This window comes from endosymbiont of Galathealinum brachiosum (genome assembly GCA_003349885.1).
Classification (GTDB): Bacteria; Pseudomonadota; Gammaproteobacteria; order SZUA-229; family SZUA-229; genus SZUA-229.
Window position 1 is genome coordinate 614,665 of sequence record QFXC01000013.1, and the last position, 15,320, is coordinate 629,984.

The following is a 15,320-nucleotide window of genomic DNA, read 5'->3' on the forward strand; positions in this document are numbered from 1 at the left end:
AATAATGATCACGACCCGAAACCTATGAATGCCCTTGAAATAACCAACTTACAGAAGACATATAAAAATGGTACTCAGGCCCTTAAAGGTGTCGACCTTAAAGTGAAAGAAGGTGATTTTTTTGCCTTGCTTGGTTCAAATGGAGCAGGAAAATCAACCACAATTGGCATAATATCGGGGTTAGTAAATAAATCAGCCGGTAAAGTAAATATCTTCGGCTTCGATTATGATACTCACCAGGCACAGGCTAAATCCTGCATTGGTCTGGTACCTCAGGAGTTTAATTTCAATCAGTTTGAGCGTGTCATTGAGATTCTGGTTAATCAGGCAGGTTATTACGGGATTCCCCGTGAGCTTGCCTACCAACGAGCTGAAACTTATCTGAAACAACTGGAATTGTGGGATAAGCGCGATGTAATGGCACGTGAGTTATCCGGGGGCATGAAACGCCGTTTAATGATAGCTCGAGCCCTGATACATCACCCTAAGCTACTTATCCTTGATGAGCCTACTGCAGGTGTGGATATCGAGATTCGACGCTCTATGTGGGATTTTTTACGCAAGATAAATAAGCAGGGAACAACAATTATTCTAACAACTCATTACCTTGAGGAAGCCGAGAGTCTGTGCAAAAACATCGCTATTATTGATCATGGCTACACTATTGAGCATACCAGCATGAAAGCGCTGCTAAGCCAGTTAAATACAGAAACTTTTATACTGTATTTGCAGTCTCCACTAATAGACACCCGATGCCTGCAAAATAGTGAGTTATCCCCTTTTGAGATTCATACGGTTGATGAAAATACACTGGAAATTAATCTGCATGAGAAATCTCAGTTAAATGAGTTATTTAAACTACTCACTAATAATAATATTCATATATCAAGTATGCGAAATAAAACCAATCGACTTGAACAGTTATTTATGTGTCTGGTTGAAAAAAATCGCAATAACCCTGACCTCATTGAAACACTGCAACAAACATCTCATGCAGATAATTTAAGCGGATAATTAAATATGACCTGGGCTGAAAAATTTAATGCATTAAAAACCATCGTTATCAAAGAGTATCTACGGTTTATTAGAATCTGGATTCAAACTGTATTACCGCCTGCAATAACCACGGCGCTTTACTTTGTTATCTTTGGTAATTTAATCGGCTCACAAATCGGTGATATTAATGGGCATAAATATATGGATTATATTGTGCCCGGTCTGATATTAATGGCTGTTATTACCAATTCATATGGTAATGTTGTTTCCTCTTTCTACAGTGCCAAATTTCAGAAAAGCATAGAAGAATTACTCGTTTCACCCACACCTAACTACCTGATTCTTATTGGTTATGTATTAGGCGGTGTCGCCAGAGGTATAATTGTTGGTATTGTCGTCACACTGGTTGCTATGTATTTTTCTGATATTCGGATACACAGCTATACTTTAAGTCTGCTCGTTTTTGTATTAACAGCCACACTCTTTTCAATTGCCGGATTAATTAATGCCATATACGCCAACAGCTTTGATGACATTAGTATTATTCCTACTTTTGTGCTGACACCGTTAACATATCTGGGCGGTATCTTTTACTCTATCGATATGTTGCCAGATTTCTGGCAAACCGTTTCACTAGCCAACCCGATACTTTATATGATCAGTTCATTTCGTTATGGAATGATAGGTTCCAGTGATACTGACCTGACCACTGCTATCATTATAATTATTGGTTTCACACTCATACTGTTTACTTATGCCATGTATCTGCTTAATCGGGGTATAGGCATTAAGAACTAGAAAGCCATAGTCAATTTTGGTCTATTCGTCTATACTCAAAATCATTGCTATAGCTGAAAAGGACACGCAAAAGACGCCTCTAGTTAGTTAATGACTAATTTGTTGCTTCATTTTGTTAAAGCTTACTCATATTGAAACCTGAAAAGACAAATTATTCATTTTCATTCAAGGACTATGCGCTTGCCATTATGGTTCTGATTGGCCTGAACTGTGGTTTCATTGCTATTTCTATATGGATGAGTCAACAGGATATACAGAGCAAGTTTGCACAACGCACCCAAACCATTCATAACACCTTACTAAACAGACTAAATAATATTGATGTTGCCCTGATCTCACTGGTTGGGTTAAACCATATTTCGGCCGATAACAAACACGACGATGTTTCTAAATTTTCAACCGACATACTAAATAGTTTTGATTTTGTAGACGCAATTTATATTAGTAACAAATCAACCCCTGACAAACAAACAGCTGAATTACACAAAAACTCATATATTATAAACACTGTCGAGCCCTACACAGAATCTACCTCTAAATTAATTGGCATTGATTTTAATACTAACGACCGATATTCCTCGGAAATATCAAAAGCCATTTCACTTGGAACAATAGTAAACACAAAACCTGACAATAAGTTATTTAAGTCAGATTCACATTATTATTTATTAAAATCCATTTACTCCGGATATTTCAAACCTGCAGCAGAATCATCCAGAATAAATCAGGCTGTTTCTTTAGCCATAATACAAATAAATGTGAAAAAATTAATTCCTGACTTTGTGACATTTTATGGTGAATTTAATATTGCTATCACTGAAAAAAAATCAGGCTTTATTTCTGTTGAATCAAAAAAAGAAATTGATATTCCATTCTGGCATACAGACCCTCTTCGCTTTTCGGCGTTATTAAAAATTCACGATAGCAATTTCGAACTAAATATATCTAAATTTTTATCCATCGATGAATTTATAAACAAAAAATTGTACACGGCGAGCATTCTATCTTTTAGCATAAGTCTGGTATTTATTCTGCTTTTACATAGCCTTAGAAATTCTCAATACAAACAAACAATATCACAGGAAAAGCTTTTCGATCAGCAGGAAAAAGCACGCATCACCCTTACTTCAATTGGTGATGCTGTAATTTCTACCGACATACATGGAAGAATTGAGTTTATTAATAATGCAGCTGAACAACTATTAGGATATACACTTAATGAAGTTTACGGAAAGGAATTTTCTCAAACTTTTATTTTAGTTGATGAAATTGATCCTAATTCGATAAAAAAACCGGTTGAATACTGCCTCAATAATCCGGCAACTGGAACCCTGTCTGAAACGGCCATGCTACTACACCACAATGGCACCCCTATTTCTATTAATACAAATGCTGCAAGCATACACAACTCTTCGAACCAGCTAACCGGTGTTGTACTCGTTTTAAGAGACATCAGTAAAGAGAGAAAACTGGTTAGAAAAATAGCCTACCAGGCTACTCATGACGAATTAACAGGATTAACCAATCGGCGTGGGTTTGAAACACAATTGCAATATGCTATTGATGATCGACGTAGTGACACCAGTAAATACAGCTTCTGTTACATCGATCTGGATGAATTTAAAGTCGTTAATGATACCTGTGGACATACTGCAGGCGATGAATTACTTAAACTGATTAGCTCTAAAATTAAAAAACACATTAGAAAAGATGATGTTCTTGCACGCCTGGGTGGAGATGAGTTTGGTATATTATTAACCAACTGCGATATTAAAGTTGCTGAAAAAATAGCCAACAGCATACGAGAAGAAGTCAAAAAAACTCAGTTCGTCTGGGAGTCAAAGTTATTCACTGTCGGTGCCAGCATCGGCCTGGTATTTATAGATAAACATACTGAATCTATAACGGATGTTTTAAGTGCTGCCGATTCAGCCTGTTATATAGCAAAGGAGAATGGACGCGATTGCGTTCATATCTATACACCTGATGATAAAGCGATTGCAGAACATATTGGTTTAATGCAATGGCCGACACGTATAAGGTCTGCGCTACAGGATCAGAATTTTGTTCTTTACAAACAACTGATAGTACCGACAAACCCGGATACGACAAAACCAATCACAGAATTTCTTATACGTCTTAAATCAGATGATGGTGACCTGGTACCACCAATGGCATTCATTCCGGCAGCTGAACGTTATAATTTGATGCATGAAATTGACTGCTGGGTAATAAAACACGCCATCAATGAAATAGAGTATCTGGCTAATGCAAATATGCTTTACAGCATTAACTTATCTGGTCAATCACTGGGTAAAGCTAACTTATATGAGTATATAGCTAATAATATTACTCATACAGGAATTAACCCTAATCAACTCTGTTTTGAAATAACAGAAACGGCTGCGATTACCAATCAGGAAGCGGCCTTAACTTTAATTACACAACTCAAAAAACTTGGCTGTTCATTTGCTTTGGATGATTTTGGCACAGGCCTTAGCTCTTTCTCATACCTTAAAACACTACCTGTAGATATATTGAAAATTGATGGCGTATTCATTCGTAATATGGTCACTGATAAGATTGACCAGTCACTGGTTAAAACTATTAATCAAATTGGACATGAACTAAAACTTAAAACAATTGCCGAATGGATAGAAACCGAAGAATCTAAAACATTACTGACCGATATGGGCGTTGATTATTTACAAGGTTACTATATAGAAGAGCCTGTCATCGCCAGTGTATTTTTATAAACCATATTTATTGAACTACACTTAATCTACTCTATTATTTCAGTGAGAACCCAAAATGAAAGCATCTGATTTATTTGTTAAATGCCTGGAAGAAGAAGGCATTGAATATATTTATGGCGTACCTGGTGAAGAGAATGCTGATTTTATGATCTCGCTGGAAAAATCAAAAAAAATTCAGTTTGTTTTATGTCGCCATGAACAGGGCGCTGCTTTCATGGCCGAAATTTATGGCCGCCTAACAGGAAATCCAGCGGGCTGTTTAGGTACGCTAGGCCCTGGAGCAACCAACCTTATCACCGGTGTAGCAGATGCCAATATGGATCATGCACCAATGCTGGTACTAACCGGACAGGGTTCATCACAACGATTACACAAAGAGTCACATCAGGTCATGGACGTGGTAGCAATGTATGCCCCTGTCACTAAGTGGGCAACCAGTGTTTTACATCAGGATAATATTCCTGAAATTATTCGTAAAGCGGTTAGAGTCGCTCGCTCAGAAAAACCCGGGGCCGTTTTAATAGAACTACCTGAAGATATAGCTAAATTACAGACAACAACGACACCCATTCCACCTCGTCGTTTCCGTCGACCTGGGCCTGACAATAAGATTATTGATGAAGCTTATGAAATGCTTAAAAAAGCTAAACGCCCTATTATTCTTGCGGGCAATGGCTGTATCAGACGTCGCACCAGTAAACAGTTAAGAAAATTCTGTGAAGCTACCGGCATTGGCGTAGTCAGTACATTTATGGGTAAAGGCAGTGTAGATATGGATGCTGATTACTGCCTCTACACTATTGGCTTACAGTCCAAAGATGTTGTCGCTTGCGCTGTTGATGCTGCCGATCTGGTTCTGACCCTGGGTTATGACATGGTTGAATATCACCCTAACCTGTGGAATAAGGATGGAAATAAAAACATTATTCATGCCGATTTTTATCCTGCAGAAATAGATGCACACTACCATCCGGAAGTTGAATTAATTGGTGATATGGCACAAACCATCACCATGTTACTGGATCGAGCAGAACAAGATGGTGGCTTAAGCTTTGACCTGTCACAACAAAAAGCAACACGTGAACAAATGCATGATGAATTGGCTATGTATAAGGATGATGATGCCAATGATGTATTAAAACCTCAGAAAGTTTTATGGGATGCACGTGAGGTGATGGGACCACATGACATTATGTTGTCAGATGTCGGTGCACATAAAATGTGGGTAGCAAGACATTATCAATGCCATGAACCCAACACCTGCTTAATCCCGAATGGTTTCTGCTCTATGGGTTTCGCATTACCAGGAGCAATTGCCGCTTCGATGGTGCACCCGGATAGACGCATTTTAGCTGTTTGTGGTGATGCTGGCTTTATGATGAATGTGCAGGAAATGGAAACAGCCAGACGTTTAAATGTTAAATGCACTGTCATGGTATGGGAAGACAATGAATATGGTTTAATTGCCTGGAAACAGCAAAGTCAGTTTGGTAAACATACTGACCTCGCATTTGGTAATCCCAACTGGATGCAACTCGCTGAAGCATTTGGCTGGAATGGACATAAAGTAACAAAATCATCTGAAATTAAAAACACGCTTGAGACGGCACTAAATGAAGACGGCCCAAGCCTGGTACTTATACCTATTGATTATCGTGAAAACATGATACTCACAGAACGTTTAGGTGATATAGCCTGCCCAATTTAAGGTATAAATTTTTATCTAGTATCGTATCGTCAGCTGAAGAGCTAACTCCTACAAACAATGATTTTTGTAGATATAATCTTTAGTTAGTAATGATATATAAAATTCATAAATATATAAGGTTTTACAGATGGCTTCGCACTACCAAAATATGATAACCGGTAACATAAAAGCTAGTGGAAAGCTGGATGTTACCGCACCCTATGATGGTCAGTTAATTGCGACTGTTGATAAAGTCGATAAAAACGCTATTGACCATGCGCTTAATATTGCCAGTGATTTATATAATGACCGATCAAAATGGTTAAGTGCTGATAAACGTATCGAAATACTCACACGCTTATCTGCTTTAATGGAAGATAACGCTGAACGTTTAATTCTAATCTCTGCTCAGGAAGGCGGTAAACCTTTAAACGACACAAAAGTAGAAATGGCTCGTGCCATTGACGGTATTAACAACTGCATAGAGTGTATTCGTAATAATCATGGTGAAGAGATCCCCATGGGCCTTAATGCAGCATCTATGAATAGGTTAGCTTTTACATCACATGAACCTATTGGCGTTGTGGTTGCGGTTAGCGCGTTTAACCACCCTATTAATTTAATCGTTCATCAGGTTGGCCCTGCAGTAGCTTCAGGATGCCCTGTAATAATTAAACCCGCAGATGATACTCCTCTTTCATGTTATGAATTAGTAAAACTTTTTCACCAGGCCGGTTTACCTGAAGAATGGGCACAAGTTGTAAGCCCAGAAAGTCACGATGTCGCTGAAGCCCTGGTAACTGATTCAAGAGTGGGTTTCTTTAGTTTTATTGGCAGCGCCAGAGTCGGATGGATGCTGCGATCAAAACTAGCTCCCGGTGCAAGGTGCGCATTAGAACACGGAGGCGTAGCACCTGTTATTGTAGCCGCTGATGCCGATCTGCAAAGCGCCTTACCTATGCTTGCAAAAGGTGGTTTTTATCATGCAGGACAAGTTTGCGTATCTGTACAACGTGTATTTGTAGAAAAAGCGATTGCTCGTCAAGTGGCTGAAAAAATAGCCGAACTCGGTAATAAAATGACTGTTGGTGACCCTACATCTGCAGATACAGATATTGGCCCAATCATTCGACATTCTGAAACTAATCGTATAAACGAATGGGTAGAAGAAGCTATTAATGCTGGCGCTGAAAGAATATCTGGCTCGGGAAAAATATCAGATAGCTGTTATTCTCCTACCGTGTTATTTAATCCACCTGAAAATACATCTGTTACCTGCAAGGAAATTTTTGGACCCGTGATCTGTGTTTATGAATATGAAGATATTGATGAAGCAATTAAACGCGCCAACTCTCTGGATGTTTCATTTCAGGCAGCCGTCTACACCTCAAATTTAGATACGGCAATGCACGCCTATAAACAACTTAATGCATCAGCAGTTATGGTTAATGATTTCACTGCATTTCGTGTTGACTGGATGCCATTTGCCGGTCTGCGCCAGTCTGGTATGGGTGTAGGCGGTATACCGCATACCTTTAAGGATATGCAGATTGAAAAGATGATTGTGATTAAATCAGGTAAATTGTAGTTTATCTGGCTATTATCACTAAGCCATATTCACATGCGTAATCGGTGTAGCCAATGAGATATCAAATTCCTGTGCCGTTTTCAAAATGCATTCTCGAATAGCCTGCCTGTTTTTAATTAAAGCTTTTACATCTTTGGTAAAATAATAAACACCCCATTCAATTGCGTGATCACCTGTATTTAATATTCCAATTTCAAATGTATTTTCTTCACCCAACTTAATGCCGCAATCACTTTCCAGTCTTTTTTCAGCTTCACTAAACATCTGTCTTACTTTTTCAGCTGTCACATCATAGCCAATTTTAAATGTAAGCTGCTCTCTTAAACCCTTAGCTGAGGCAAACTTTGATAAATTGTGAATAGTAAATTCCCTTAAGCGTGCATTTTTAATCATGACACGATGATTATTCACCAGATTTAAAACTTCTGTATGAAACATCTTGGTTTTAAAAACAACACCAATAAAAGAACCATTATCATCAAGCTCAATAACATCTCCTTCTTCGATCATACCGTTATTAAGAAATATCAGGCCACTAATGATATCCGGTGCCCAGGCATTCTGAGTTAATGCCAGAAAGACACCAATAATGCCAATTACACCTCCAGCCTGTAACAGGCTATTAAATTCAAGTACATTAATGATAGAAATAAGGGCAATGACAAAAATCACTACACCCGTCAGTAAACTTAATAATCGACTGGTATAAGTTTCTATACTTTTACTCTCACCATTAATATCACGTAATTTGCCATATTTTTTACGTACCCAATAACTAAGAATTTGCTTTGTCAGATAAGATAGATAAATCAGTACCCATATCGAAACCAGTTTCAATCCAGGGCCGCTATCTATAGTTTCGAGGTAAATATTGCTATAACCATAACTTAGAATAATTAAAAGGTTTAAAGCCCTGAAAGCCTGAACTTTAAGAATAAATGTAGATTTATCACTCTCTTCTTCCCTGAAAAACAATAAAATACGTTTAGCTAAGACCAGTAATAACAAATTCAAAGCAATAAGCAGATAGTCAAACAACTCAATACGATCTAAATAACCCTGTAAATCCATGGAAATACCCTTAATAATCATTCATATAGACAGAATATAGCGTTTTTTAAAAAAATTAAACATCAACGTATATTTACATTTATAATATAGCCAATATTCCACCACAAAATAAACATTATGAAACAAGTACTTATCCCCATATCACCCGGCGAGCTACTGGATAAAATCACCATTCTTGAAATTAAATCAAAATGCATTGAATCTGCCGAAAAAAAAGCCAATGTAGATAAAGAGCTAGCTATGTTAAACGAGGTCTGGGCTGATGCTGTGACCGAAGATAGCGATATCAAATCGATGAGATCGGACCTGAAATCAATCAATGAAAAGCTATGGGATATTGAAGATGATATTCGCGATGAAGAGCGTAATAAACGTTTCGATGCTCGTTTTATTGAATTGGCTCGCAGTGTTTATGTTGTAAATGACCAGCGCGGTGATGCTAAAAAACGTATAAATGTTTATTTAAAATCTGATATCGTGGAAGAGAAATCTTATCAGGATTACACGTAATTATTATCTATGCATTCAAAAAAAGAATCTCTACTTAAACGCTGGCATAGTTTAAAAATAAACCCAAAAGCATGTGAAAAAAAATGGAATCATCAATACTGGAATGATAATGACGGGTTTCGTGTTGTATCTTGTATAAAATGCCCCAGTTTTGACTCCAAACAGCAACTCTGTGGGATTAATTACGGCACCCCACTTCGTAAATGTGTGTCTTCCAGCATAGAAGCTCATTTTTTTAACAGCCAGAACAAAAATATTTTAGAAGTTGGTTTTGGTCGCTCTAATCTAGCTAAAAATCTTATAAATAGAAGTGGCGGCACCTGGACAGGGATAGACCCTAAGCGCCCCAAAAATGAATCGGCTACTATGGGGAAAAGCGGATATGGTCATGCGACACATATTCCTTTTGCTGATCAGACATTTGATAAAATATTTGGTATTCAGTCAGTTGAACACTGGCGACAAAATGCAAATAGCGTCCTGAACCCTTCTTCATATCAAGATTGCATTACCGAAATTCATCGTGCATTAAAACCCGGCGGCAGCATTTATCTCGATGCTCCAATTCATTTTCATGGCAACGAAATGTTTATTATGGGCGATATTGATAAAATAAAATCATTATTCCCTGATAGTCACTGGAAAAACATTCAAATAGAAAAATGGAGAGAAGACTATCTGCCTCTGGAGCGTTATACACCCTCAGAAAATGAATTTGAAGACTGGGCTGTTGAAATAACAACCTATCCAGAAAACCAGATTACAGAAGCAAGAAAAAATGGCGTTGTTTGGTTAATAGTCATCACTGCAGAAAAAATTTAAACAATAACTTTTAACTTACACATAATAATTTTAATGAAAATAAATATAGAGAATACTAGCCAATGAATATCTTAGCTTGTACTTCAGGTGATTGCTCACATAATAGTCTTCGACCTGAACATGAAATCTATATCAGTCTAGCCAAAGCCGGGCATAACGTTACAATAATTACACATAACAATGAAATTTATAGTAAACGTTTTCTAGATCATAATATAAACTTAATTGAGCAACCTATTGTAAAAAAAATCAGCATAAAATCTATTCGCCTGATTAGAAAAATAATTAAAGAACAAAGTATTGATATAGTTTACGCTACCAACTCAAAATCCATACCTAACACAGCTTTTGCATGTATAGGTCTTCCCGTTAAACTTGTTGTATATAGAGGTACTGCAAGCGGCCTGTACTGGCATGATCCGGGTAACTACCTAAGTGTATTGCATCCCAGGGTTGATGGCATCATATGCGTTTCAAAATATGTTTATGATTATGTTTCATCTCTTAAAATTCTGAAAAACAAAAGCATTACTTATATATACAAAGGACATGATATAAATTGGTATGACAAGCCATCAGCAGATCTAGCAGAGTTTGGTATTGGTCGGAATGATTTTACTGCTATATGCGTCACTAATGCACGCCCACACAAAGGTATTCATATAGCACTTGAAGCAACTAATAAACTTGCTGATATTAGTAACTTTCACCTATTATTGGTTGGCAATGGCATGGACAAAGAACCATATAAAAGCCTGATTAATAATAGTAAAATGAAACAGAGAATTCATCTTGCTGGATATAGAAATGATGCACCTGAACTTATTTCAGCGAGCGATATACTGATTCAACCTTCAATTTCAGGGGAAGGTTTACCAAGAGTAGTTCTTGAATCAATGGCATATGGTACTCCCGTAGTCGCATCAGCTAACCCGGGCAGCATGGAAATCATTGATGATGGAATAAATGGCTGCATTGTTCCTGTAGGTGATTCAGATGCCATAGCAAAAACTGTACTCAACCTTTACGAATCACCCGACCTTTTAAAAGCGCTATCCAGTAACAGCCCTAAAGTACTTGAAGATAAAATGTCACACACCAGAACCGTAGAAGGATATATTAAATATTTTAAATCACTCCTTAATCACTGATGTTTTATCAGATGAATGTTTAATAACTCGATCAAGCTGTCTACAAACTTCATCTACTTCAATCAACTCCATTACACCCGGCTTTTCAATTTTTGTTCCCCAGCGTAAATCATTTACTGATTTATTCAAATACTGTTTAGCTGCAGTTTCAAATTTATCAACACAATACTCAAGTGAGTTATAAGGACCGCTACGCTTACTCCAGGTACAGGCATACAAACCAATAACAGGCACACACATGGCATTTGCTATATGTGCAGGCCCGGAGTCAGGTGACACTACGACTGTAGCTTTGCTTAATAACCCGACTAGTTGTTCAAGCGTATCTTTACCTACAAGGTTCAATGCACTAGTTCTCATTGAGGCTAATATTTCATTTGCCATTTCAACTTCAATATCCGCCGGCCCGCCACTCAATATGACCTGCATGCTATAATGTTCTACTGCATAATCAGCAAGTTCAGCATATTTAGACACACTCCAATTACGTAACTTATGGCTTGAGCAAGCAGATATAATCAGTACTTTTTTATCTTTATCAATATATTGTTCAGCAAATTTTCTTGCCTTTTCTGTCACTGGAATTTCCCAGCTTGGCTCGTCGAGCTGAAGGCCTAACTCTCTTGCAAATGATAAAAAACCCTGTACCTGATGCTGTTGATTCTCTCTTGCAACTGAATGATTAATAAATAATTGATGAAAATCTCTAGATCTTGATTTATCCCAGCCAAGTTTAATATCAGCTTTTATACCCAGACTGGCAATATTTGCTCGTGCAGCTACCTGCATATGCAATAACACATCAAAATGATCAGATTTCAGAGCATTCCATAATTCACGATAAGCTTTTATTCCCTTTTTTTTATCAAAAATAATGAAGTTAATACCTTCAATAATATTTAATAATTTATATTCAAACTTTCCACATACCCATGTTATTTCTACACCGGGCCATTGCTTCTGCATTGCTCTAACCACAGGAATTACATGCGTTACGTCCCCGATAGCAGAGAGACGTAATATACATATTTTTTTATATGACGGTGTAAATTCTAACATTTAGATTATTTAGAAATATTTTTGAACTTAAGAAAGTTATACTTATTGAATGTATATTGCATTTGTATAACTGATATTAAAAAACCTTGATAACCATCTAAAAAACCCCGGCGCACTATATAATGCCTGATAAAGGCAAACAGCGTATGGTGAATTATTTCAAATAATCCTACTTTTCGTCCTTTAGCGTAATGACTTTCAGCCCAGGCTTTTGCGTAGCCATTTCTTTTATCTATATACTCTTCTAGTGACTCAAAAGTATAATGAAACAACTTACCTTCCAAATCAACTTTTTCTGCGTCTTTACAATCAACCGATTCATGTACAGTCTTATCATTATATGTATAATATTTTTTATTAAATAAACGTACAACTCTATCCGGTTGCCAGCCACTATAATAAATAAATTTATTACAAAAGTGAGTCAGTCGATTAATTCGGTAAACGGTCTTTTCATCTAGCCCTGACATACAATCAAGAATTTCATCCCTAAGCTGCTCACTCACGACCTCATCACAGTCCAGTGATAATACCCAGTCATTAGAAGCTTTATCTACTGCCAGTCTTTTTTGAAGCCCAAAGCCAGACCAGTTGGTATTCACAAAAATTTTATCTGTATACTCGGCAACAATATCCAGTGTTTTATCAGTACTACCAGAATCAATAACAATAATTTCATCCACCCATGTAATTGATTCAAGGCACTGTCTGATTCTACTTTCTTCATTCTTACATATAATGACGACTGATAATTTTACTTTCATATAACGACCAAGCTGTGGGCACTGCCTTTTCATAACTAATTTTTAAAGGGCAAGCAACTTAATGTTCTATACCGCAATGTGATATTCGTATTATACTCATCTCTATGAAAAAATACCTTCTTTTCGCTGAACAGCTCTATAGTTACCCCATATTACGCCCCATCCAGCAAGCCATTCTTCAGCGTGGTGATCAAGTAGCATGGTATTTACATAAGATTCCAAATTTACTGTCACAAGATGATGCTACAGTACTGACAAACGTAGAAGAAGTACAAAAATTCAAACCTGATGCCGTATTTGTGCCCACTAACTGGGTACCTGACTTTTTCCCGGGGGTTAAAGTCGAAGTTTTTCACGGTTTTAATGTTGGAAAGCGTGCAAATAGCAAGCAGGACCATTTTCGTATTCGTGGTCATTTCGACCTATATTGCACACAAGGCCCTGACACAACCATTCCATTTCAGGAACTGGCAAAACATCATGGTTATTTTAGTGTTTCAGAAACAGGATGGTCTAAACTGGATCCAATGTTTAAGTGTGATGACCCGCAATTATTACGTAGAAAGATAAATACCAGTAAACCCATTATATTTTATGCATCAACCTTTAGTCCAAAACTGACGTCAGCACCTTATCTAGCTCCCTATATACAGAAACTTTCAGAGACAGGTCGCTGGCACTGGGTAGTGACAGTTCATCCTAAGTCATTGAAAGAGACTATCGATACATATCGTAATATGCAGGGAGAAAACTTAACCTTCATTGAGCCAGGTGAAGAGGTCATACCGATGTTAAATGCGGCTGATGCCATGTTATGCGATACGTCGTCAATTTTTATTGAATTTCTACTATTAAATAAACCCGTAGTAACATATAAGACATCCGTGCCCGGACCACATTTACTAAACATCAATAATCCTGATGATATTGAAAATAGCCTGGAAAGAGCATTAAGCAGACCAACTGACTTAATGGGTAATATAGAAACCTACTGTAATAGCATTCACCCCTGCAGGGATGGCAATTCATCTGAAAGAATCATTCAGGCAACAGAGAATTTTTTAGAACATGAATACAAAAGCATGAAACCTAAACCTTTAAATTTAGGTCGTAAGTTTCAAATGCGTAAAAAAATGTCATATTATCGAATAAAATAGGATCAAAATTATTTCTTAAACCATCTCTTTATTGATCTCGGTAACATTTTCAAGTTGCCTTTTACAGAATATAACTTATTCATTTTTGATATATAAGTTTCAGGATGAACAACTGACAAAGGAAAACGAAATTCTTCAGGTGCTGGTAATTTCATCGAATCTAATTTTTCTTTTTTAACAAACATGAGTATATTCTGTCGGTACCATACCGGAATAGCCTCATCATTCCAGATCTTCATTCTTATAAAATCAATAAGAACATAATTTTCTTTTTCAAATAAATCTACCCAATAATCAGGCCATTGCTCATTTACATGATTAGTTCCACCTTGAAAAGGTATTGCAGCCGAGAACATCACATAATCAGATGCCGTAGTTAGTGACTGAACAAATTTACTGGCAGTTTCAGGTTTTAGGTGCTCTGCCACCTCCAGAGTAATCGCTAGATCATATTTTTTGTCTAACTTAACGCCTTTTTCAAAATTAACTTCTGTTAATTCCTCTTCAGAAATTTTAAGAAGATTTTTCTCTACCCAAGCACCCTCCAGCCCTCTTACGTCAGAAACACCTTTTTCTTTTAATACAGAAAGCCAGGTACCTACACCACAACCGAAATCTACAGCAGACTCTAACTTAGGTAACGCCTCAATCACTAACGATAAGATGTTATTCGCTGCATCAATAGTACTTTGATGACGATCTTTGTAAAAATTATGCTTATAGCCTTTTTTCATACAATAGTGCCTGTTTTATTTATTCCTGAACTACCTGCTTATTCTCTCATCAGGTAACAACCTTAAAATCAGGACGAATAATACTATTTCATTGCGATTATTCCTACTTAAATGATACTAAATGAATAATAAGCTTATAAAACAGCAGGTTATGAATTAAGTTATCCCTTGAAGATGGATTTATTCCCTATATAATTCAACTAGAAAGGATAATTAGAATTATTATC

General features: G+C 36.9%; 13 protein-coding genes. 9 read left to right on the forward strand and 4 right to left on the reverse strand.

Features of this window, described 5'->3' with window-relative positions; translation table 11 throughout:
• Positions 1 to 24: 24 nt before the first annotated feature.
• The 5 genes from DIZ80_15710 (at position 25) to DIZ80_15730 (ending at position 7,825) form a co-directional block, all read left to right on the forward strand.
• A complete protein-coding gene (locus tag DIZ80_15710; protein RDH81523.1) occupies positions 25 to 1,014 on the forward strand; it encodes an ABC transporter in 990 nt (329 codons plus the stop codon).
• Positions 1,015 to 1,020: 6 nt separating this feature from the next.
• Positions 1,021 to 1,794 (forward strand): ABC transporter permease, encoded by a 774-nt coding sequence (locus DIZ80_15715; GenBank protein RDH81524.1) that lies wholly within the window; start codon positions 1,021 to 1,023, stop codon positions 1,792 to 1,794.
• Between the two features lie 131 nt (positions 1,795 to 1,925).
• Positions 1,926 to 4,550 carry a hypothetical protein gene (locus DIZ80_15720; protein ID RDH81525.1) on the forward strand — a complete coding sequence of 875 codons (2,625 nt, stop codon included), beginning with the start codon at positions 1,926 to 1,928 and terminating at the stop codon, positions 4,548 to 4,550.
• 55 nt (positions 4,551 to 4,605) lie between these two features.
• Positions 4,606 to 6,258 carry an acetolactate synthase large subunit gene (locus DIZ80_15725; GenBank protein RDH81526.1) on the forward strand — a complete coding sequence of 551 codons (1,653 nt, stop codon included), beginning with the start codon at positions 4,606 to 4,608 and terminating at the stop codon, positions 6,256 to 6,258.
• A gap of 148 nt (positions 6,259 to 6,406) precedes the next feature.
• Positions 6,407 to 7,825 carry an aldehyde dehydrogenase gene (locus tag DIZ80_15730; protein ID RDH81719.1) on the forward strand — a complete coding sequence of 473 codons (1,419 nt, stop codon included), beginning with the start codon at positions 6,407 to 6,409 and terminating at the stop codon, positions 7,823 to 7,825.
• Between the two features lie 18 nt (positions 7,826 to 7,843).
• On the opposite strand, the gene DIZ80_15735 is transcribed toward DIZ80_15730, so the two are convergent.
• Entirely contained in the window at positions 7,844 to 8,896 is a 1,053-nt protein-coding gene (locus DIZ80_15735) for a small-conductance mechanosensitive channel-like protein (protein RDH81527.1), read from the reverse strand.
• Between the two features lie 117 nt (positions 8,897 to 9,013).
• Between DIZ80_15735 and DIZ80_15740 the strand changes: the two genes are divergently transcribed.
• From DIZ80_15740 to DIZ80_15750, 3 genes are all read left to right on the forward strand, one after another.
• On the forward strand, positions 9,014 to 9,406 hold the full coding sequence (locus DIZ80_15740; protein RDH81528.1) for a hypothetical protein: 393 nt from the start codon (positions 9,014 to 9,016) through the stop codon (positions 9,404 to 9,406).
• Positions 9,407 to 9,415: 9 nt separating this feature from the next.
• Complete coding sequence (locus DIZ80_15745) at positions 9,416 to 10,228, forward strand: hypothetical protein (protein ID RDH81529.1); 813 nt, start codon at positions 9,416 to 9,418, stop codon at positions 10,226 to 10,228.
• A 62-nt stretch (positions 10,229 to 10,290) separates the two neighbouring features.
• Positions 10,291 to 11,379 carry a glycosyl transferase family 1 gene (locus DIZ80_15750; protein ID RDH81530.1) on the forward strand — a complete coding sequence of 363 codons (1,089 nt, stop codon included), beginning with the start codon at positions 10,291 to 10,293 and terminating at the stop codon, positions 11,377 to 11,379.
• On the opposite strand, the gene DIZ80_15755 is transcribed toward DIZ80_15750, so the two are convergent.
• Both DIZ80_15755 and DIZ80_15760 read right to left on the reverse strand, forming a co-directional pair.
• Positions 11,362 to 12,438 carry a glycosyl transferase gene (locus DIZ80_15755; GenBank protein RDH81531.1) on the reverse strand — a complete coding sequence of 359 codons (1,077 nt, stop codon included), beginning with the start codon at positions 12,436 to 12,438 and terminating at the stop codon, positions 11,362 to 11,364. The genes DIZ80_15750 and DIZ80_15755 overlap by 18 nt on opposite strands.
• A 5-nt stretch (positions 12,439 to 12,443) precedes the next feature.
• Positions 12,444 to 13,202 (reverse strand): glycosyltransferase family 2 protein, encoded by a 759-nt coding sequence (locus tag DIZ80_15760; GenBank protein RDH81532.1) that lies wholly within the window; start codon positions 13,200 to 13,202, stop codon positions 12,444 to 12,446.
• Positions 13,203 to 13,306: 104 nt separating this feature from the next.
• Between DIZ80_15760 and DIZ80_15765 the strand changes: the two genes are divergently transcribed.
• Entirely contained in the window at positions 13,307 to 14,359 is a 1,053-nt protein-coding gene (locus DIZ80_15765; protein RDH81533.1) for a CDP-glycerol--glycerophosphate glycerophosphotransferase, read from the forward strand.
• An 8-nt stretch (positions 14,360 to 14,367) separates the two neighbouring features.
• On the opposite strand, the gene DIZ80_15770 is transcribed toward DIZ80_15765, so the two are convergent.
• The gene (locus DIZ80_15770; protein ID RDH81534.1) at positions 14,368 to 15,093 is read right to left on the reverse strand and encodes a hypothetical protein; all 726 of its coding nucleotides are present in this window, start codon (positions 15,091 to 15,093) and stop codon (positions 14,368 to 14,370) included.
• Between the last annotated feature and the right edge of the window lie 227 nt (positions 15,094 to 15,320).

What these genes read in the sequence shown, in the direction of transcription:
- DIZ80_15710 (RDH81523.1), top strand. Translation starts at nt 25, where the DNA reads ATGAATGCCCTTGAAATAACCAACTTACAGAAGACATATAAAAATGGT.
- DIZ80_15715 (RDH81524.1), top strand. Translation starts at nt 1,021, where the DNA reads ATGACCTGGGCTGAAAAATTTAATGCATTAAAAACCATCGTTATCAAA.
- DIZ80_15725 (RDH81526.1), top strand. Translation starts at nt 4,606, where the DNA reads ATGAAAGCATCTGATTTATTTGTTAAATGCCTGGAAGAAGAAGGCATT.
- DIZ80_15730 (RDH81719.1), top strand. Translation starts at nt 6,407, where the DNA reads ATGATAACCGGTAACATAAAAGCTAGTGGAAAGCTGGATGTTACCGCA.
- DIZ80_15735 (RDH81527.1), bottom strand. Translation starts at nt 8,896, where the DNA reads ATGGATTTACAGGGTTATTTAGATCGTATTGAGTTGTTTGACTATCTG.
- DIZ80_15740 (RDH81528.1), top strand. Translation starts at nt 9,014, where the DNA reads ATGAAACAAGTACTTATCCCCATATCACCCGGCGAGCTACTGGATAAA.
- DIZ80_15745 (RDH81529.1), top strand. Translation starts at nt 9,416, where the DNA reads ATGCATTCAAAAAAAGAATCTCTACTTAAACGCTGGCATAGTTTAAAA.
- DIZ80_15750 (RDH81530.1), top strand. Translation starts at nt 10,291, where the DNA reads ATGAATATCTTAGCTTGTACTTCAGGTGATTGCTCACATAATAGTCTT.
- DIZ80_15755 (RDH81531.1), bottom strand. Translation starts at nt 12,438, where the DNA reads ATGTTAGAATTTACACCGTCATATAAAAAAATATGTATATTACGTCTC.
- DIZ80_15760 (RDH81532.1), bottom strand. Translation starts at nt 13,202, where the DNA reads ATGAAAGTAAAATTATCAGTCGTCATTATATGTAAGAATGAAGAAAGT.
- DIZ80_15765 (RDH81533.1), top strand. Translation starts at nt 13,307, where the DNA reads ATGAAAAAATACCTTCTTTTCGCTGAACAGCTCTATAGTTACCCCATA.
- DIZ80_15770 (RDH81534.1), bottom strand. Translation starts at nt 15,093, where the DNA reads ATGAAAAAAGGCTATAAGCATAATTTTTACAAAGATCGTCATCAAAGT.